Below are 17,112 nucleotides of genomic sequence, written 5' to 3'. Positions count from 1 at the left end.
TATTGACATTATACCAAGCTGACCCCGAAATAAAAACTCCCAAACAAATTCTAAAGAAATGTTTTCTTATTTGACGATTTTGTTTGCTGCTGCCCCGAATTTTCGCTACACTAATAGGTAGACTAGTATCAAAAGGGGGAATTTGGTGAGTCGATTGTGGCTAACAGGGTACCGAAGCTACGAGCTAGGGGTCTTTGGGAATCAAGATCCCAAGTTGTTGGTCATCAAGGATACACTACGTAAATTGTTGATTAACAAGGTCGAAGCCGGGACTAATTGGGTCATCACGGGTGGTCAGCTGGGGGTCGAGCAGTGGTCCGCGGAAGTGGCTTTGAAGCTCAAGCAGGATTATCCCGAACTGAATATCGCGATGATGACGCCGTTTGCTGAATTTGGCAACAACTGGAACGAAGGCAATCAAGCCCAGTATGCGACACTGGCCAGTCAGGTGGATTTTCACCAATCCGTTAGTGAGCAACCTTATCATGGCCCCCAACAGTTAAGAAACTATCAAGAATTTATGTTGACCCATACAGATGAGGCGGTCATGGTATATGATTTAGAGGTCGAAGGCAAACCAAAGTATGATTATCGCGCCATTCAGCAGTTTCAGGAGCAACATACTTACCCTTTAACACTCATCGATATGGATTGGTTACAAGAAAGTGCCAATGAATATCAAGAAAATTTAAATAATGGTTCCCAAAACGAATAAAAACTGGTATTATATTAATTGCCGGTTTGATAAGACAACGAGGTGTAAAGATCAATGGAAAACGTTAATTTCACTCCCAAGGAAATTTTGCAAAAGCAATTTCGACAAAAGATGCGCGGTTACGATCCAGATGACGTTGATAGTTTCTTAGACAACGTCATTAAGGACTACGACACCTTTGTTAAGGAAAATCAACGGCTTCAAGAAGAAAACGAACGGTTACTGGCTAAGGTCGACGAACTTACGAAACAAGTTCAAGTGGGTGGCGCACAGCGTCAAACGTCAACGACGAGCCAACCGGTTTCAAGTGCCACTAACATGGACATCTTGAAACGGCTATCCAATTTGGAACGGCACGTTTTCGGTTCACAATTAGATAATGATCCAAACGAGTCACATCGTTTGTAGAATTATAGACTGGTGTAAATCCTGAGTAATCGCGGTCGGCTTTTGTCGGCTGAGGAAAGTCCATGCTCGCACAGACTGCGATGTCTGTAGTGTTCGTGCTCGGTGAAAAAATAAGCCGGGGGACGTTAGCAATAACGTTACGGCGGGAAAACACAGCTAAGGCTTCGGCTATGCTCTAGTATCCCTGAAAAGTGCCACAGTGACGATACGTCTAAGGAAACTTAGGCGGTGGAACGCGGTAAACCCCTCGAGCGGGCAACCCAAACTTTTGGTAGGGGCGCTTCACATATGGAAATGAACGAAATGTGGGGGGAGAGGAAACTCTCGAGATAGATGATTACTGCCAGTCAATCGTTTGCCTGAAACGGTTGGGTGGTACAAAACATGGCTTACAGGGATTTACACCATGTCAGGTGGGTGGGAGCTTGCTCCCACCCTTTTTTTAGACTTTTTACGGGAATAATCCCAATAGCTAGTGTCCAGGCGTGCGAGATCTGAGGATATCTTGTGGCGAACGATGGTGGTACACTGATAACGATTGAGTATCGACGTTTAACTGCCTGTATTTGGTGGAAAGTAAGCCAAACTAGCGAAATTAAGGCCAGCAAACTAACTCATTGGCTGGTAGATCATAGTTGATTTGAAAATAAGGAGGACGTTATGAAGAAATTTCATTTATACGCGGCAACGGCGAGTGGTATTGAAGCCTTGGCTGGTCGTGAATTGCGTGACTTGGGCTACGAGACTCAGGTAGAAAATGGTCGGGTTCGCTTCGACGGGACCATCGAAGATATTTTACGAGCTAACCTGTGGCTCCGGACGGCCGATCGTGTCCGGATCATTGTGGCCGAATTTAATGCGGTAACCTTTGATGAATTGTTTGAAGCGACCAAGGCGGTTGCTTGGGATGAGTTATTGCCAATGGACGCGGCTTTTCCGGTAGAGGGACGTTCCAAGAAGTCGCAGTTACATAGTGTGCCGGATGCACAAGCGATTGTGAAAAAAGCGGTGGCCACGAAACTGGCCGCGGTTTATCACCGGCGCACCCGGATGCCAGAAACGGGGGCAACTTATCCGTTAGAAGTGATGATTGATAAGGATCACGTGATGCTGACGCTGGATACGACCGGCCCTAGTCTCTTCAAACGGGGCTATCGGGTTGGCAAGGGTGGCGCGCCAATCAAGGAAAACATGGCGGCAGCGCTGATTGCGTTAACCAGTTGGCACAAAGATATGCCGTTCTGGGATCCGGTCTGTGGGTCTGGGACAATTCCGATCGAAGCGGCACTGATTGGACGGAACTTAGCACCAGGCTTCAATCGCGACTTCACTTGTGAGAGTTGGGATTGGGTCCCACAAGAGCTGAGCGATAAGGTTCGTGATGAGGCGGATGCCAAGGCGGACTACGATACACCCCTACAAATCTTTGGTAGTGATATTGATGAGAACATGGTGGCGGTTGCCAAAAAGAACGCTGAAGAAGCGGGACTGTCACAAGACATTACCTTCCGCCAGTTAGCGGTTCAAGATTTCAATACGGACTTGAAGCACGGCGTCATCGTTGCCAACCCGCCTTATGGGGAACGACTGAGTGACCAAGCGAGCGTCCGTGAACTGTATAAGCAAATGGGACAGGTGTTCAAGCCGTATACAGATTGGTCGAAGTATATTTTGACGGCCGATTTAGAGTTCGAACATTTCTACGGTCAGAAGGCAACCAAGACCCGGAAACTCTATAACGGGGCGTTACGAACGGATTACTTCCAGTTCTGGGCGCAACGGCGACCACGGCAACATAAGGGGTAGATTAAAGTGATTAAGGCGGACTGTATCTTCTGTCAAAAAGACGATATTGTCATTGAAAATGAGTTGGCCAAGGCGTTCTGGGATAAGCATCCGGTCCGCGAAGGTCATCTGTTGATCGTGCCCAAGCAGCACTACGTCACCTACTTTGATGTGCCGGCAACGACTAAGCAAGCGCTGGATGATCTGTTAATGGCAGGTAAGGCGTTACTGGACGAGCGGTATCAACCGGCGGGCTATAATATTGGGATTAATGTTAATCCCGCAGCCGGCCAGACGGTGATGCATGCCCATATCCATCTTATTCCGCGGTACGAGGGCGATGTCCGTGATCCGCGTGGTGGTATCCGAAAAATGATTCCGCATGCTGTCAGCCACTGGCGGCATTAGGGTGATTAAGAATCGAAGCAGCACCGTTTGAGCGGCTACTGTAGCAAGATCAAGTAAAAATCATTCACGGGACCTGGGAGAATTCTCGGGTCTTTTTGTTTTAGGCGTGTTTAGTTGAAACAGGTCAGATGATGGCAATCATAAGTCGGCATGCTTCCCCCCAAAAAAACGACTATAATTTTAAAAAATATGTCAGCAAACATAACACGTTGAGCGGGATTGGTAGAGCAAAACGTAGACCAAAAGCCAATGGCAACTTGGTTAGTAAGGCAAAACGGCTAACGATAGGCTGACTTAAAATTTGTAGTGGACATAGACCACTTTTGGTGTTAGGATTCATGACATTAAGAGATAAAGAGGGCGTCGCTGATGAATCTTGCGAACACTGCATTTGTTTTAATTGCGAGTATCTTGGTCTTGTTCATGACCCCGGGGTTAGCTTTTTTCTACGGGGGCTTGGTATCTGAGAAGAACGTGGTCAATACCATGTTGTCAGTTTTTATTATGACGGGCGTCGCCATTCTTCTATGGATCTTTTTAGGTTATAGCTTGGCGTTTTCCGGGAATATTGCTGGTCTGGTTGGTAACCTGCACCACTTGTTCATGGCGGGAATTAATCTCGCTAGTCTGACAGCAACCCATATTCCGGTGGGCGCTTATTCACTGTTTCAGATGATGTTTGCCATTATCACGCCAGCGCTATTTGTGGGGGCGGTCGTCGGGCGGATTCGCTTCAAGTTTCTGTTGGTCTTTTTAATCGCCTGGTCGATTTTCATTTACTACCCCATGGTTCACTTGGTTTGGAGCCCCTTAGGTTGGTTGGCTAAATTAGGCGTGTTGGACTTTGCCGGTGGGACGGTGGTTCACATTGATGCCGGTGTCACGGCACTGGTCTTATCGGCCTGGCTGGGACCGCGGCTCTCGGGCAATCGGGACAATCCGCACTATAATCTGCCTTGGGTATTGTTAGGCACGGCGATCTTATGGATTGGCTGGTATGGTTTCAATGCGGGCAGTGCGTTAGCGGTCAATGGCGTTGCCTTACAAGCCGCCATTACCAGTACCGTGGCGACTGCCATGGCGATGGTGACGTGGATGGTGTTAGATGTTTGGACGACCGGGAAACCCACTTTAGTCGGTGTTTGTACGGGAACGCTGTGCGGGTTGGTGGCGATTACGCCGGCCGCTGGATACGTCACGGTGCTGGGGTCCGTTGCGATTGGCCTGATTGCCACGGTGACGAGCTACGTGTTCATTCAAAAATTGAAGCCACGGCTAGGGATAGACGATGCGCTGGATGCTTTTGGCTGTCACGGTGTTAGTGGGATTGTCGGCAGCATCTTAACGGGGGTCTTTGCGACTAAGGCGGTCAACCCGACGATTGCTGAAAATGGCTTAGCTTACGGTGGCGGCTGGCATCTGTTGGGGGTTCAGGTACTCGCTACGGTGTTTACCATTGTCTTCGTAGCGGCGGTTGGTTGTCTCTTAGTGGTGGTACTGCGTCGTTTCATGCCGATGCGAGTAACGGCTGGGGAAGAAGAGCTCGGTCTTGATCAGGGTGAACATGGTGAGCAGGCCGACTACGCCGTAAAGCTAACTGAACGACTGACGGATTTTCAACCCGATCAGGAACGGTACGAGCCGGAATTTCGTGGTCAGCTACAGCACTTGGAACATCCCTTACCGCAATCGCCGCATAAATAAAGATGCAAAAGTTAGTGACTTTATTAAGCTTAGTCAAAGTCGTTGTCGTTTGCGGATAGACCTGATAAACTAAGGACGTGGTTAGGGGCCACGAAAATTAACTTAGCTTGGGGGGAGCAATATGACAAAAGACACGATTGCTTTAACGGTGTTAGTTGTCCTAGCAGTAGGCTTTCTGAGCCTAGTGCTGGTCTTGATGAAATCACCACTGTGGATTATTTTTCCAGTAGCATTTGCTGGTTTAGGCGCTGTCTGCTACGGAATTGATGAACTATTTGCTAAATTCAAAGATCGCGAACGCGAAGCATAATGAGAAAACAGAAGAGGCCAGTGAGCCTCTTTTTTCGTGCCTTTACATTTCTGGGTAGCGCTTGCTAAAATAGGCAGAGTAAAGGCGATGATGTGGTGAACGTAAAAACAACGAATGAAATAGCGGACGGTGGCGATTATCTCAAGGTATTTGCCTGCACGGCGGTAATGTTCCAGTCGGTGTTAAGCCTAGCCTGGTCACTGCCGAGCGTGACGGCACATCAGTCGGGGTTGGCGGTACTCTACTTGCTGACGAAGTTCACGGCCCCGGCTTTTATCTGCGGGATATTATTAACCACGATGCGAACGACAGCGGAACACCAGCCAACTTATCGCCATTACCTACATAATCAATGGTCGGCTCTATTTTTCCCGACGATCTGTTGGACACTGGCGTACCTACTGGTTTTTCCCAACTTACAGCAGCATGAACATTTTCATGACTTGCTTAGCTGGGGATGGCAATTTGTGAATGGTAATGCGGCGCCACATCTGTGGTATAACACGATGATGCTGCAGATCGTCATCCTAATGCCGGTACTTTGGGGTATCCGTCACAAGCTAATGAGGCGGTGGACGAGTGGCTGGATTCTAGGCATCACTGGGCTAGGCTATGCGTTGTGGGTGGGCTGGTATGTCGTGCGGGTCTATCCGACGTCGCGGTATATGAGCTGGTACCTATTGGATCGTGTGTTTTGGGGCTTCTGGCCGTACGCGATTCTAGGAATGTTGGCTTGGCGCGGTTGGCCGGTCATTCAGTATCGATTGCGCCGTTGGAGCTGGGGGCTAGGTCTGTTATGGGGCTTGGTACTATTGGCGCAGTGTGGCGCTTGGTTTGCCAAGGGTCGGCCAATTCAGTTATCGCAGACCAGTTATTACTTACCGGCGACGATAGTCTATGTGCTGACGGTGATTGGGCTCGTGCTAGCGCTGGCTGGTCGGCAACAGGCTCGGCGCTCGCGTTTTCTGCCGGTGATTCATCGGTTAGCCCAGTACGCCTACCCGTCATACTTGGCCAATGTATTCTGGCTACAAATTATTTGGCGGCTAGGTGGGGCAACGTTAACGCGGTTCCATCCCATTTGGGGGATTGCGCTTTGTTATAGCTTAACGTGGTGCTGGTCGTTTGGCTTCACGGCATTACTTGAAAGGTTCAAAAACTGGAGGAGACAAAGATGACGAGAACACAAGCAGTAGAATTGGTGACCATGGTGATGGTGACAGACCCCGCAACGGGAAAAGTGCTGGTTGAGGATAAAGTAAATGTGCCATGGAAAGCGGGGCATAGTTTTCCGGGAGGCCACGTAGAAGTTGGCGAAAGCTGTGCGGCAGCGGCCATCCGCGAGGTTTTTGAGGAAGCAGGACTGGCGTTAACTTCTGTCGACTTTTGTGGAACCTGCGAATGGTTTTCGGCCGATCGCCAACAACGGAAATTAGGACTGCTTTATCGGGGCGATCAATTTACGGGAACGATCAAGGCGAGCGCTGAGGGGCCAATCTACTGGTTAGATCCCACTGAATTGACGGCGGAAAACAGTGCGGAAAGCTTGCTGACGCTGCTAAAGGTTTTTCGTCATGAGGTAGCTGCGGTCACTAGCGATGATTGGAATGGTCAGCTACAACCGGATCCGAGCCTGTAAACGTCAACTATTTGAAAAGAGTCGCGTGAATCGCTACACTAAAGGTAGATAAGAAAGGGAAGCGATAATCGTGAAAGCAATCAAAGAGACCCAACGCTGGTACGGTTATTTTTTCATCGGTCTTAGCGTTGTCGCATTGATTTTAGCTGGCGTGGTGCCCGTGACACTGTTTCAACGGGCCTTGCTGATAACAACCGCATTGACGCTGTTGGTCTATGGTCTGACGTATGAGGCTAAGATCACGCGCCTGTGGTGGCAGATCTTGTTGATCGCAAGTGGGATCGTGTTCGTTCTGGATGTCGGTTCGGCTTGGACGACTGCGTATTTTGTAACGCCGTTGCTGAGCTTTTTACTTCCGTTGATATTTCTAGGAATTTTGCTAGGCTACCTGCGGCGATATATCAGACATTAATAAAAAGCGTGTCGTCAATTTTTGACGGCACGCTTTTTTGCTGCACTAGGCGAATAGAGTCACCAGAATATCCCAAGTCATATGAGTGATGATGCCCGGCCAGAGTGAATGGCTCTTGGCGTACAGCCACCCGAAGAGGGCACCCAATGCGGTTACGGTAATGAGATTACCGATCCAAGTCATGGGACCCATCGCAGGAACTGTGGTGAGGTAACGGGGGATGTGCATACTGGCGAAGACGAGCGCTTGGATGGTGTTTGCCTGAGTAAGATTGAACTTTCTAAGTAAGACGTTCAGAAAATAACCGCGGAAAAGAAATTCCTCAGTAATGCCGACGACGAGAAAGTAGCGCCCCCAATACTCAGGGGTAAAGCTGGGTTTGACGCGTAGCCCGTGATGCATGAGCCAAAATTCCGCCAGCAAGTAAACGACGATAACTAACCAGACGACATAACCAGCGGTGAAATGCCAGTTAGGACGCCACTGTTCACGAGGCGCGACGGCGAGTTCTTCAAGCCTTGCTTGGTGCAATAGCCAGCAGGCAGCGCCGATCCAGATAATCAGCTTGACGGCATCAAGTGCCAGCTCTTCTGGCCAGCCAGTGAGGTGATGTTCGATGGGAACGTTTAACACGAATTGCGCTAGCAACCAGATTAGCCAGCACCCGATCATTTGCCAGACGAGCCGACGGGTAGAAATAGGACGAGACATAGACGACACTCTTTTCTAAAAGTAATGGTTAGGTTCATTATAAAACTTTCAACGGGCCGTGCGTGTAAAGCTTGTGTAAGAATCTGCTAAAGCAAGTCAATGTTATCACTGTTTACTTTAAATGTAATCAGTGATAACATTACGAAGTGAACAGTGTTTTGGAAAGGGATGACAAAAAATGACCCAGCAACCCTATCATCGACAAAATTTAGCGGCGGCCATCGTTCAGCGAGCACGACAAGAGTTGGAGGAAGCCGGTGGCGATCGCCTCTCATTGCGACAAATTGCCCGATTTCTTGAAGTTACACCAGCGGCCGTCTATCGACATTATCCGGATAAGGCAGCGTTGTTAACGCAATTGCGACAAGACATTATTGAGGAGCTGACGGCGGCGCTTCACGCTGGCGTTCTCGATTCAGCGGACGCCACCGCTATGCTGCAGCGGATGGTCACTAATTTGCTGGCCTATGTGACCGCTCATCCCCATGCGGTGGCCTTCATTGTCGTGACACCGCCACCGGTGCCACAAAGCCTACAAACGGTGGTAACGCTGCTGGCGGCTCAGCGGCAGGCCGTGGCTACACCACAAACGACGACCGCGATGTGGACGTTTTTATTGGGCGTTTTGCTACAACGAGGCACCCCGTTTGACGCGACGTGGATCAGCGAACAACTGCTGAAATTGTTGGCCGAATAACTTTACTGATAAAATTTAGTAAAGCACTTTTATGAAGGTGAAAAGTTTAGTTAATGGATGTGAAGCCGTTTTTATAGGGGATTAACATGTACCGATAGGAAATTTAAACATAAGTCGCTTTACTTCCTAAAAGTAAGTGGTACACTAGTAGTCATCATGCAAACATTAGTCCTAAAATGCACACGTTACCCACGACAAATGAAATGAGGCCTTTTAATCATGGAAACTAAATTTATTGAACTCGCTAAGAAACGGCGGAGTATTTACGCTTTGGGACGCAAAGTTGACTTCTCACAGGATGAGTTAGTTGACCTGATCACCTCAGTGATTAAGCAAGCACCGTCACCATTTAACAATCAAACCACTCGGGCGATGATCCTATTTGGCAATTCTCACGAAAAACTGTGGGATATCGTTGCCGCAGCTCTACGTCAAGTCGTCAAAGACGATGACGCCTTTGCTAAGACACAGGCTAAGATTAATGGGTTTAAAGCGGCCTACGGGACGATCCTCTTCTTTACGGAGACGCAAACGGTTAAGGACTTTGAACAGAACTTCCCGTTATACGCGGATAACTTCCAGGACTGGTCCGAGCAAGCGCAAGGTAACGCCCAGTACGCGGTCTGGACAGCCTTAGCCGAAAACGACTTGGGGGCTAACCTCCAACACTACAATCCACTGATTGATGACGCTGTACGGGAAGCCTTTGACGTCCCTGCCAGTTGGCGGTTACGAGCCGAAATGGACTTTGGCTCGATTGAAGCCCCAGCCGGTGATAAAGATTACCTGGACGATAGTGAACGCTTCCGGGTATTTAAGTAGACTTCAGCAGTTATAGACCATCAGAAAGGGCACTTACCGTCATGGCAAGTGCCCTTTTGGCATACCCCGTGTCAGTGACTAGTGAGGTCCCTGCACGTTGGAGAAGTGCTGATTGGTTTGTGAATGAATCAGTTGAAATTTTAAAATGAGCAAGTTGCCAGATTAACTCAACGGTTATCAGGGGCAAGGTATGCTAAAATGAAAATTAGTTAAAACTGTCTTGATTAGGAGGTCAAGTTGCATGCAAAAGAGAATTGCCATTATCGGTGGCGGAATTGTTGGTGCCACTGCAGCTTATTATTTGAGTCAATTACCGGGTAGTGAGAAGGTTAAAGTGACCCTGTTTGACGATGGTGTGGGTCAGGCGTCTAAAGCGGCGGCAGGCATCATTTCGCCGTGGCTATCTAAGCGTCGTAACCAGCAGTGGTATCGCTTGGCCAAAGCCGGTGCTGACCTCTATCCAGAGTTAATTCACAACGCCCAATTAGGGACGGACGTCTACCAGCAGACGGGGACGATTGTGACGCGTGAAGACGAAGCGGATTTGGAGACCCTATTTGCTTTGGCACAGGACCGGCGCAAGGCGGCAGCCACGATGGGGGATGTCAGCCTGCTGACGGCACAAGAAGTCCAGGCGCGGGTTCCCTTGTTAATGACACCGCAGCCGGGAGTGATGATTTCCGGTGGTGCTCGGGTCGACGGCGCGGCCTTGGTCAATGGATTGTTGGCAATCGCTAGTCAACGCAATTTGAAGATTAGCCGGGAACGCGTCAAATTAAACGCGCAAGGTGAAGTACTGACCTCACTGGGTGCCCGTCAATTTGATCGGGTCATTATTGCGGTGGGGGCTTGGCTCAAAGAATTGATTGCCCCACTGGGGATTGTGGCCGATATTCGGCCGCAGAAGGGTCAGCTGATCGAGTTAGCGGTTAAAGACTACCCACTCCAAGAGCATATGCCCGTGGTCATGCCTGAGGGTGAACGTGACTTTGTACCGTTTGGCCATGGCAAACTGATCGTGGGGGCGACCCACGAAAATGATCGTGAATTTGACCTCAGTGTTGATCCAGAGGTCACGGCTGACCTGCTAGGGAGTGCCCAACGCCTAGTCAAGTCAGTAACCGCAGATAGTCTCACTGGTGTACGGGTGGGTACCCGTGCTTACACCAGTGATTTCGCACCGTTCTTCGGTTTGGTGCCTGATCACGAGGACTTCTTAGTGGCTTCAGGTTTGGGGTCATCGGGCTTGACGACCGGACCACAAATCGGAAAGTTCCTAGCCGGCTCCGCGCTCTACGGTGGTACGCCGGATTGGAGCCAGTACGAGAAGCCGTTGACGACTTACTTGGCGTCTTCGGCAGAGTGAAGGGCCTGATTGGCTAGCGTGTGGGCGCCTTGATTTTGTTTCTCCGGCACCCATTGCGTGAGCACCAGTTGAAAGGGTGCTTGGGCAGCCAGCAGGTCATCGACTAAGGATTGGTAATGTTTTGCATAATGTTTAGTTAAACTGTCGTTTACAATCTGGCTATCGGTATAGAATAAGACAGTAGTCGTTGCGCAAGCCGGGCCCACTAACGCCGCTAATTTCAGAAAGCCTAAGCGGGCAATCTCAAATTCAGCGGCGTGATTGTTGGTGGCGGTCAGTAGCTGCTTGAGCTGGGTCTGCTGGTGGTCGTGAATAATCAGGATACCACCGGCGCTCAATCCAGTCTGGGGCTGTGTGGCGGCATCAGTATATAAGGAAAACAAAGAATCACTCCAATCTTTTGCGTGAGGTGTTTTAAGTTATGATAACCCAAGAACGACGATTTTTGTATCAACCCAATCCAGTCAGCAGCATTATTTGTTGGAGTTGGACCTTGATGGTGCTGATGGTGGGCGCAATCTTCTGGCTAGAAGTGACCCACTTTAATTGGTGGACGCTCGGTTTCTTCGCTGCGTTTGCAGTGCTCTGCTGGATTGAGGTCCACTATCGCAACATTACTATGGCTAATGGGGTACTCACCGTGAGTGCCGTGTTGAATCATCGCCATTTGGTGATTCCGCTGGCCCATGTCAGTGGGGTCCATATCTCACGGTACCGGCTAGGAATCGTTGCCCAAGGAAAGATTTATCAATTTTTGTTACCACGAAACTCGGTGATTGAGCTAGCGGGATTAATCCAAGCGGCGATGCCGGATGTGGCTAAGGAGGAACTGAATTGAGTGATATTGAAATTTCGCAAGCAACGCCGCTCGAATCCATCGAAAAGATCGCGGCTAAGGTGGGCTTAACGCCTGATCAGATTGAACCGTATGGTCACACCAAGGCCAAGATCAATTTGCCGCTTGCCGGGGAGCATCACGCCGGAAAGTTGGTATTGGTCACGTCGATTAATCCCACACCAGCTGGTGAAGGCAAGTCAACGGTGGTCGTTGGCTTAGGGGATGCGATGAACCGGGCTGGTCACAAGACTGTCTTGGCCTTACGAGAACCTTCTATGGGTCCAGTTATGGGACTCAAAGGAGGCGCTACCGGCGGCGGTTATGCGCAGGTCGTTCCCATGGAAGATATCAACCTACACTTTACCGGGGATTTCCACGCATTGACGGAAGCTCACGATACTTTGGCAGCGTTGATTGACAACCATATCCAACAGGGTAACGAATTGCGGCTGGATCCGCGCCGGATTGTTTGGAAACGCGTGCTCGATATCAATGACCGGGAGTTACGGCAAACGGTGATTGGTTTAGGTGGCCGGACTTCGGGCGTACCGCGGCAGGATGGGTTCGATATCACGGTTGCCAGTGAGCTAATGGCCGTGCTGTGTTTGAGCGAAGATTTGGCGGATTTGAAACGGCGGGTCAATCGCATCTTGATTGGCTATAACGTGGATAAGGAGCCCGTGACCGTGGGCGATCTGAAGGTTGGCGGGGCCATTACGTTATTGCTAAAAGACGCCATTAAGCCGAACTTGGTCCAGACGCTGGAACACAATCCCGCAATTATTCACGGTGGTCCCTTCGCCAATATCGCGCACGGGTGTAATTCGGTGTTAGCGACCCAAACGGCTCTGCAACTAGGCGACTTTGCGGTGACTGAAGCTGGATTCGGTGCCGACCTGGGTGGCGAAAAGTTCATGGACATCAAGACGCCCGTTTTGGGAAAGACACCAGACGCAGTGGTGATTGTGGCAACGGTGCGGGCACTCAAGTACAATGGCGGCGTCAAACGAGCAGATTTAGAGACGGAAAACATCGCTGCTTTGCAGGTCGGAAGTGCTAATCTGAAGCGCCACATTACCAGTATGCAGCAGTATGGGGTGCCCGTGGTGGTCGCGATTAACCGGTTCACCAGTGACACCGATGATGAGATTGCGGCACTGACGCATGATATTGAAGCCTTAAACGTTCCCGTGGCCACGACGACCGTTTGGGCCGATGGTGGTGCGGGTGCGATGGATTTGGCAGAAAAGGTCGTGACGGCAACGAAACAGGCGAGTCACTTCACCCGGTTGTCGCCAGAACACGCTGACTTGATGACGCAGATGACGGCCATTACCCAGAAGATTTACGGTGGCGCACACGTTGAGCTGTCGACGAAGGCCGCACGGCAATTGAAGACCTTTGCCAAATATGGCTGGGATAAGTTACCCGTCTGCATGGCGAAAACCCAGTATTCACTGACGGATGACGCTCATCAATTGGGAGCACCGACGGACTTTACCATTCACGTGCGGGAGTTTGCGCCACGGTTAGGCGCCGGCTTCGTGGTGGCCTTGACCGGAAACGTCTTAACGATGCCGGGCTTACCTAAGCATCCGGCAGCATTAGACATGGATATTGACGCGGACGGGAAAATTACTGGACTGTTTTAGACTGTGACTATAAAGAATTAAAGATCAAGGGGCTCTGCAAACGTCAGGCTAGACAGCCGATGATTGCAGGGCTTTTCTAATAGTCAGAATGGCCCCTCTACTCATACTAAGGTTATTTCAGGCCAAATTGTTGCAGCCTTTTTGAAATTAATTGTCGCTTGCCAGAGAGTTGTCCGGTACAGCGCATTGTTGGGGCAGGTGCTGCTTGACCAATGTTCGATAACTGGGGACTAAAATAGGGGGGCGATCTTGTCCGCTCACGTTGGCAGCCAAAAATCAGACGGTTATCGGGCCATGTCTGGCGACAAGGTGATTGAAAGTATTAGTGATTAACTGGCTGAATTGGGCTAGTTAAAGCGCCTTTGGGTGGGGATAGCGGTCTGGTTCACGCCGGAGATAACTTTTATTTACGACAAACCGTCGGAAGCCGGGTTTTTCTGGTATAATTTTCAACAACGACTTATAGGAAAGGTGTTCCAAAAGTTATGCTGATTGCTGATACCATTTTAATCATCTTACTGGTCGGAATTGATCAGTGGATCAAATACGCCGTGGTGGCCAATATTCCCTTGGGTGGCGAGCAAAGCTTCATCCCTGGAATTGTGTCCCTTACGCACCTCCGTAATAATGGGGCGGCGTGGAGTATCTTGCAGGGTCAAATGTGGTTTTTTGCCGTTATTGCGGTGGTTGCCCTAGGAATCATGGGCTATTTCTTTTGGCAATACCGGCATCGCGGTGACCATTGGCCAGAAGAATTAGGGCTGGCCTTGATGATGGCTGGCACGATTGGAAACTTTATCGACCGGTTAATGCAAGGATACGTAGTTGACATGTTCCAACTGAATTTTATTAATTTTCCAATCTTTAACTTTGCCGACAGTTGTTTGACGGTCGGTGTGATATTTATTGCGATCGGCGTCTTTCTTGCCGATCGTCGGGAGGCTCATTAATGCAAATAGAAGATTTTACAGTGCAGGCGGTAGCGCGTTTGGACAAGCTGGTGGCCGAGACGGTCCCCACAATTTCACGGTCACAGGCTAAAAATGCGATTGAGGCTGGTCAGATTACGGTTGATGGACAACCGGCCCGGCCTAAGGATAAGCCCGCGGTCGGCGCACAGATTCATATTGAACTCCCCGATCCACAGCCACTGGACTTAACCCCAGAGAATATTCCACTGGATATCGTCTACGAGGATGATGACGTCATCGTCGTGAATAAACCCCAGGGGATGGTCGTGCACCCGGCACCGGGACATCCCAACCATACGTTGGTTAACGCCCTGCTGTATCATAGCCCCTTGTCGAGTATCAATGGGACTTTACGGCCCGGCATTGTTCATCGGATTGATAAGGACACGTCCGGCCTATTAATGGTGGCGAAGAACGACCACGCCCATCATAGCCTGTCCGAACAGTTACAAGCGAAGACGAACTTGCGTGAATATGTCGCGATCGTTCACGGTAACTTCAAGGAAGAAGAGGGCGTGATTCGGGCGCCCCTGGGACGGTCGCCTAAAGACCGTAAGAAGCAAGCAGTGGTGGCCGATGGGCGACCCGCCGTTACCCATTTCCGAGTGTTAGAGCGCTACGGGACGTACACCCTGATTGCCTGTCGCTTGGAGACGGGCCGTACCCATCAGATTCGGGTGCACATGGCTTACATTAATCATCCGGTAGCGGGGGATCCCCTGTATGGGCCCAAGAAGACTCTTAAGGGTGAAGGCCAGTTCTTACATGCGCGTGAGCTAGGGTTTGTACAACCGACGACAGGAGAACAGTTAGACTTCACGGCCCCCGTGCCCGCACACTTCGCGGCCGTAGTGAAGAAACTGCGCCGAGAAGCTGGATTACCAGTTGACAAAGCAATTTAGGTTTTTTATGCTAAACGTACAAGATAAGCGGGTTTGCCGGTAGCTAGGCGGGCGGGTTTCTTCACCAGGTTTTGCCGAAGAAGCCTGCCCGTTTCCTGCACATGAACGCGTGAAACTTTAAGGAGGAATTTAAGATGGCAAAGGTAGTTGTGGACGCAATGGCAATGCAACGGGCCCTGACCCGGATCACATACGAAATTATCGAAAGAAACAAGGGCGTCGATGACCTTGTTATTCTAGGAATTAAAACGCGCGGGGTTTATTTAGCGCGACGAATTGCCAGTCGCTTACAACAACTTGAAAATGTGACGGTGCCAGTTGGTGATTTAGACATTACGTCATATCGCGATGACATTGAGCATGATGCTGATCACGATCCTAAAGTATCTGCAGCGAACATTAATTTCTCGGTGGCAGGTAAGAAAGTTATCTTAGTTGACGATGTGTTGTATACCGGCCGGACCATTCGCGCCGCAATGAGTGCCGTGATGGACCTGGGCCGGCCAAAGTCCATCAACCTGGCCGTGTTGGTTGACCGGGGCCACCGCGAACTGCCGATCAGAGCCGATTTTGTTGGTAAAAATATTCCGAGTTCTCAACGCGAACGGATCAAGGTCTCCGTCAGTGAGATTGATGATCGTGACGCGGTTGAAATCCAGCAGGCATAGACTTTGATAAAGGGGCCGATTTAGCATGGCAAAACGCTATTTGATTTTAGAAGACGGCTCGGCCTACGCCGGTGAAGGATTTGGTGCTGGCGCCACTACGAGCGGAGAAGTCATTTCCAATTTGAACCTTTTGGGCTATCAGGAAACGATCACCGATCAAATTTATCACAACCAAATCATTATCTTTGCACAACCAGCAATTGGCAACGTGGGGATTAATCACGATAGTTATGAGTCAATTTTGCCGACTGCTAAGGGGATGGTTGTGCGCGATGTGACGAATATCTCCACCAATCGTTTGTCACGACTATCATTAGACGAATTCTTACAGCAACACAATATTCCGGGCATTAGCGGTATTGATACGCGCCATCTCATTCGTAAGCTGCGAAAGATGGATGGACCGGTTAAGGGGAGCATTGTCGACGTGGCGGATGCCCACGCGTTCGATCAGTTGAATGCTACGGTGCTGACGAATCGCCAGGTTGATCAGGTGGCAACGCCCAAGCCGTACCCTAACCCCGATACTGGTAAGAATGTCGTGGTCATTGATTTTGGCCTGAAACACGGGATTTTACGCCAGTTATCCGAGCGACGTTGTAACGTCACGGTTTTACCGTGGACGGCGAGTGCGCAGGATGTCTTAAATCTGGATCCAGATGGCGTCCTCTTGTCAACGGGACCCGGTTCACCGCTAGATCTTGGCGAAGGGGTCCTCGAGATGATTCGGAAGGTTCAAGCGGAGATTCCATTGTTTGCGATTGGTCTGGGACATGAATTATTTGCGCTGGCTAATGGGGCCCAACTCGCCGCATTACCCGTGGAGTATCACGGGAGTAGTCATCCCATTCGCCGGATTATCACCAACGATATTATTTATGCGACTCAGGGCCAAGGTTACGCCGTCATTGCCAAGTCAATTGACCGTGACCGGCTGATTACAACTTACGTGGACTTGATTAATGGGACCGTCCAGGGGTTGCGCCACCGGGATTTCCCGGCGTTTTCTGTGCAGTTCTTCGCGGACGGTGCGCCCGGTCCTCACGAGAGTCGTGATTTATTTGATGAATTCATGGAAGCAATGACAGCACGGGAGGGATAAGG

The 17,112-nt window shown here is 50.0% G+C and carries 20 protein-coding genes and 1 other RNA gene; 19 read left to right on the top strand and 2 right to left on the bottom strand.

Annotation, left to right across the window (positions count from 1 at the left end; translation table 11 throughout):
* Window positions 1-145 precede the first annotated feature (145 nt).
* From HF569_RS08390 to HF569_RS08345, 10 genes are all read left to right on the top strand, one after another.
* Window positions 146-715, top strand: a complete 570-nt coding sequence (locus tag HF569_RS08390; RefSeq protein WP_168848654.1) for a DUF1273 domain-containing protein — start codon at window positions 146-148, stop codon at window positions 713-715.
* Window positions 716-769: 54 nt separating this feature from the next.
* Window positions 770-1,123, top strand: coding sequence for a cell division regulator GpsB (gene gpsB, locus HF569_RS08385; protein WP_168848653.1), 354 nt, complete (start codon window positions 770-772; stop codon window positions 1,121-1,123).
* A 17-nt stretch (window positions 1,124-1,140) separates the two neighbouring features.
* An RNA gene (gene rnpB, locus HF569_RS08380) (RNase P RNA component class B) lies at window positions 1,141-1,520 on the top strand.
* A 263-nt stretch (window positions 1,521-1,783) separates the two neighbouring features.
* Window positions 1,784-2,929 carry a THUMP domain-containing class I SAM-dependent RNA methyltransferase gene (locus HF569_RS08375; protein WP_168848652.1) on the top strand — a complete coding sequence of 382 codons (1,146 nt, stop codon included), beginning with the start codon at window positions 1,784-1,786 and terminating at the stop codon, window positions 2,927-2,929.
* A gap of 6 nt (window positions 2,930-2,935) precedes the next feature.
* Window positions 2,936-3,316, top strand: coding sequence for an HIT family protein (locus HF569_RS08370; RefSeq protein ID WP_168902076.1), 381 nt, complete (start codon window positions 2,936-2,938; stop codon window positions 3,314-3,316).
* Window positions 3,317-3,685: 369 nt separating this feature from the next.
* The gene (locus HF569_RS08365; protein WP_168902075.1) at window positions 3,686-5,020 is read left to right on the top strand and encodes an ammonium transporter; all 1,335 of its coding nucleotides are present in this window, start codon (window positions 3,686-3,688) and stop codon (window positions 5,018-5,020) included.
* 121 nt (window positions 5,021-5,141) lie between these two features.
* Window positions 5,142-5,330 carry a hypothetical protein gene (locus HF569_RS08360; protein ID WP_168848649.1) on the top strand — a complete coding sequence of 63 codons (189 nt, stop codon included), beginning with the start codon at window positions 5,142-5,144 and terminating at the stop codon, window positions 5,328-5,330.
* A 95-nt stretch (window positions 5,331-5,425) separates the two neighbouring features.
* Window positions 5,426-6,508 (top strand): acyltransferase family protein, encoded by a 1,083-nt coding sequence (locus HF569_RS08355; protein WP_168902074.1) that lies wholly within the window; start codon window positions 5,426-5,428, stop codon window positions 6,506-6,508.
* A complete protein-coding gene (locus HF569_RS08350) occupies window positions 6,505-6,969 on the top strand; it encodes an 8-oxo-dGTP diphosphatase (protein ID WP_168902073.1) in 465 nt (154 codons plus the stop codon). Before HF569_RS08355 ends, HF569_RS08350 begins: the two co-directional genes overlap by 4 nt.
* 70 nt (window positions 6,970-7,039) lie before the next feature.
* Window positions 7,040-7,381 (top strand): hypothetical protein, encoded by a 342-nt coding sequence (locus HF569_RS08345; RefSeq protein ID WP_168902072.1) that lies wholly within the window; start codon window positions 7,040-7,042, stop codon window positions 7,379-7,381.
* A 45-nt stretch (window positions 7,382-7,426) separates the two neighbouring features.
* On the opposite strand, the gene HF569_RS08340 is transcribed toward HF569_RS08345, so the two are convergent.
* Window positions 7,427-8,092, bottom strand: a complete 666-nt coding sequence (locus tag HF569_RS08340) for a CPBP family intramembrane glutamic endopeptidase (protein ID WP_168902071.1) — start codon at window positions 8,090-8,092, stop codon at window positions 7,427-7,429.
* Window positions 8,093-8,270: 178 nt separating this feature from the next.
* Between HF569_RS08340 and HF569_RS08335 the strand changes: the two genes are divergently transcribed.
* The 3 genes from HF569_RS08335 (at window position 8,271) to HF569_RS08325 (ending at window position 10,977) form a co-directional block, all read left to right on the top strand.
* On the top strand, window positions 8,271-8,789 hold the full coding sequence (locus HF569_RS08335; protein WP_168902070.1) for a TetR/AcrR family transcriptional regulator: 519 nt from the start codon (window positions 8,271-8,273) through the stop codon (window positions 8,787-8,789).
* A gap of 219 nt (window positions 8,790-9,008) precedes the next feature.
* Window positions 9,009-9,611 carry a nitroreductase family protein gene (locus HF569_RS08330; RefSeq protein ID WP_168902069.1) on the top strand — a complete coding sequence of 201 codons (603 nt, stop codon included), beginning with the start codon at window positions 9,009-9,011 and terminating at the stop codon, window positions 9,609-9,611.
* 241 nt (window positions 9,612-9,852) lie between these two features.
* Window positions 9,853-10,977, top strand: a complete 1,125-nt coding sequence (locus tag HF569_RS08325; protein ID WP_168902068.1) for an NAD(P)/FAD-dependent oxidoreductase — start codon at window positions 9,853-9,855, stop codon at window positions 10,975-10,977.
* Here HF569_RS08325 and HF569_RS08320 read toward each other — a convergent pair.
* Window positions 10,953-11,360 carry a ribonuclease HI family protein gene (locus HF569_RS08320; protein WP_168902067.1) on the bottom strand — a complete coding sequence of 136 codons (408 nt, stop codon included), beginning with the start codon at window positions 11,358-11,360 and terminating at the stop codon, window positions 10,953-10,955. The genes HF569_RS08325 and HF569_RS08320 overlap by 25 nt on opposite strands.
* A 38-nt stretch (window positions 11,361-11,398) precedes the next feature.
* On the opposite strand from HF569_RS08320, the gene HF569_RS08315 reads away from it, so the two are divergent.
* The 6 genes from HF569_RS08315 (at window position 11,399) to HF569_RS08290 (ending at window position 17,110) form a co-directional block, all read left to right on the top strand.
* Entirely contained in the window at window positions 11,399-11,815 is a 417-nt protein-coding gene (locus HF569_RS08315) for an EbsA family protein (protein ID WP_168848640.1), read from the top strand.
* On the top strand, window positions 11,812-13,467 hold the full coding sequence (locus tag HF569_RS08310; RefSeq protein WP_168902066.1) for a formate--tetrahydrofolate ligase: 1,656 nt from the start codon (window positions 11,812-11,814) through the stop codon (window positions 13,465-13,467). The genes HF569_RS08315 and HF569_RS08310 overlap by 4 nt, the downstream gene beginning before the upstream one ends.
* A gap of 485 nt (window positions 13,468-13,952) precedes the next feature.
* Window positions 13,953-14,417 carry a signal peptidase II gene (lspA, locus tag HF569_RS08305; protein WP_168848638.1) on the top strand — a complete coding sequence of 155 codons (465 nt, stop codon included), beginning with the start codon at window positions 13,953-13,955 and terminating at the stop codon, window positions 14,415-14,417.
* Window positions 14,417-15,340, top strand: a complete 924-nt coding sequence (locus HF569_RS08300) for an RluA family pseudouridine synthase (RefSeq protein ID WP_168848637.1) — start codon at window positions 14,417-14,419, stop codon at window positions 15,338-15,340. Before lspA ends, HF569_RS08300 begins: the two co-directional genes overlap by 1 nt.
* Before the next feature lie 134 nt (window positions 15,341-15,474).
* Window positions 15,475-16,008 carry a bifunctional pyr operon transcriptional regulator/uracil phosphoribosyltransferase PyrR gene (gene pyrR, locus HF569_RS08295; RefSeq protein ID WP_168848636.1) on the top strand — a complete coding sequence of 178 codons (534 nt, stop codon included), beginning with the start codon at window positions 15,475-15,477 and terminating at the stop codon, window positions 16,006-16,008.
* 25 nt (window positions 16,009-16,033) lie between these two features.
* On the top strand, window positions 16,034-17,110 hold the full coding sequence (locus tag HF569_RS08290; protein WP_168848635.1) for a carbamoyl phosphate synthase small subunit: 1,077 nt from the start codon (window positions 16,034-16,036) through the stop codon (window positions 17,108-17,110).
* The last annotated feature ends 2 nt before the right edge of the window (window positions 17,111-17,112 follow it).

Origin of the sequence: Levilactobacillus tujiorum (assembly GCF_012641185.1) — a bacterium.
GTDB classification, from domain to species: Bacteria; Bacillota; Bacilli; order Lactobacillales; family Lactobacillaceae; genus Levilactobacillus; species Levilactobacillus tujiorum.
Note: the sequence above shows the minus strand (reverse complement) of the source record. Positions and strands in the feature narration are given on the sequence as shown.

Bases quoted from the DNA above. Each gene is read 5' to 3' on its own strand.
- HF569_RS08325 (WP_168902068.1), top strand. From the start codon at position 9,853: ATGCAAAAGAGAATTGCCATTATCGGTGGCGGAATTGTTGGTGCCACT.
- HF569_RS08330 (WP_168902069.1), top strand. From the start codon at position 9,009: ATGGAAACTAAATTTATTGAACTCGCTAAGAAACGGCGGAGTATTTAC.
- HF569_RS08340 (WP_168902071.1), bottom strand. From the start codon at position 8,092: ATGTCTCGTCCTATTTCTACCCGTCGGCTCGTCTGGCAAATGATCGGG.
- HF569_RS08315 (WP_168848640.1), top strand. From the start codon at position 11,399: ATGATAACCCAAGAACGACGATTTTTGTATCAACCCAATCCAGTCAGC.
- HF569_RS08375 (WP_168848652.1), top strand. From the start codon at position 1,784: ATGAAGAAATTTCATTTATACGCGGCAACGGCGAGTGGTATTGAAGCC.
- HF569_RS08360 (WP_168848649.1), top strand. From the start codon at position 5,142: ATGACAAAAGACACGATTGCTTTAACGGTGTTAGTTGTCCTAGCAGTA.
- pyrR (WP_168848636.1), top strand. From the start codon at position 15,475: ATGGCAAAGGTAGTTGTGGACGCAATGGCAATGCAACGGGCCCTGACC.
- HF569_RS08350 (WP_168902073.1), top strand. From the start codon at position 6,505: ATGACGAGAACACAAGCAGTAGAATTGGTGACCATGGTGATGGTGACA.
- gpsB (WP_168848653.1), top strand. From the start codon at position 770: ATGGAAAACGTTAATTTCACTCCCAAGGAAATTTTGCAAAAGCAATTT.
- HF569_RS08365 (WP_168902075.1), top strand. From the start codon at position 3,686: ATGAATCTTGCGAACACTGCATTTGTTTTAATTGCGAGTATCTTGGTC.
- lspA (WP_168848638.1), top strand. From the start codon at position 13,953: ATGCTGATTGCTGATACCATTTTAATCATCTTACTGGTCGGAATTGAT.
- HF569_RS08335 (WP_168902070.1), top strand. From the start codon at position 8,271: ATGACCCAGCAACCCTATCATCGACAAAATTTAGCGGCGGCCATCGTT.
- HF569_RS08300 (WP_168848637.1), top strand. From the start codon at position 14,417: ATGCAAATAGAAGATTTTACAGTGCAGGCGGTAGCGCGTTTGGACAAG.
- HF569_RS08290 (WP_168848635.1), top strand. From the start codon at position 16,034: ATGGCAAAACGCTATTTGATTTTAGAAGACGGCTCGGCCTACGCCGGT.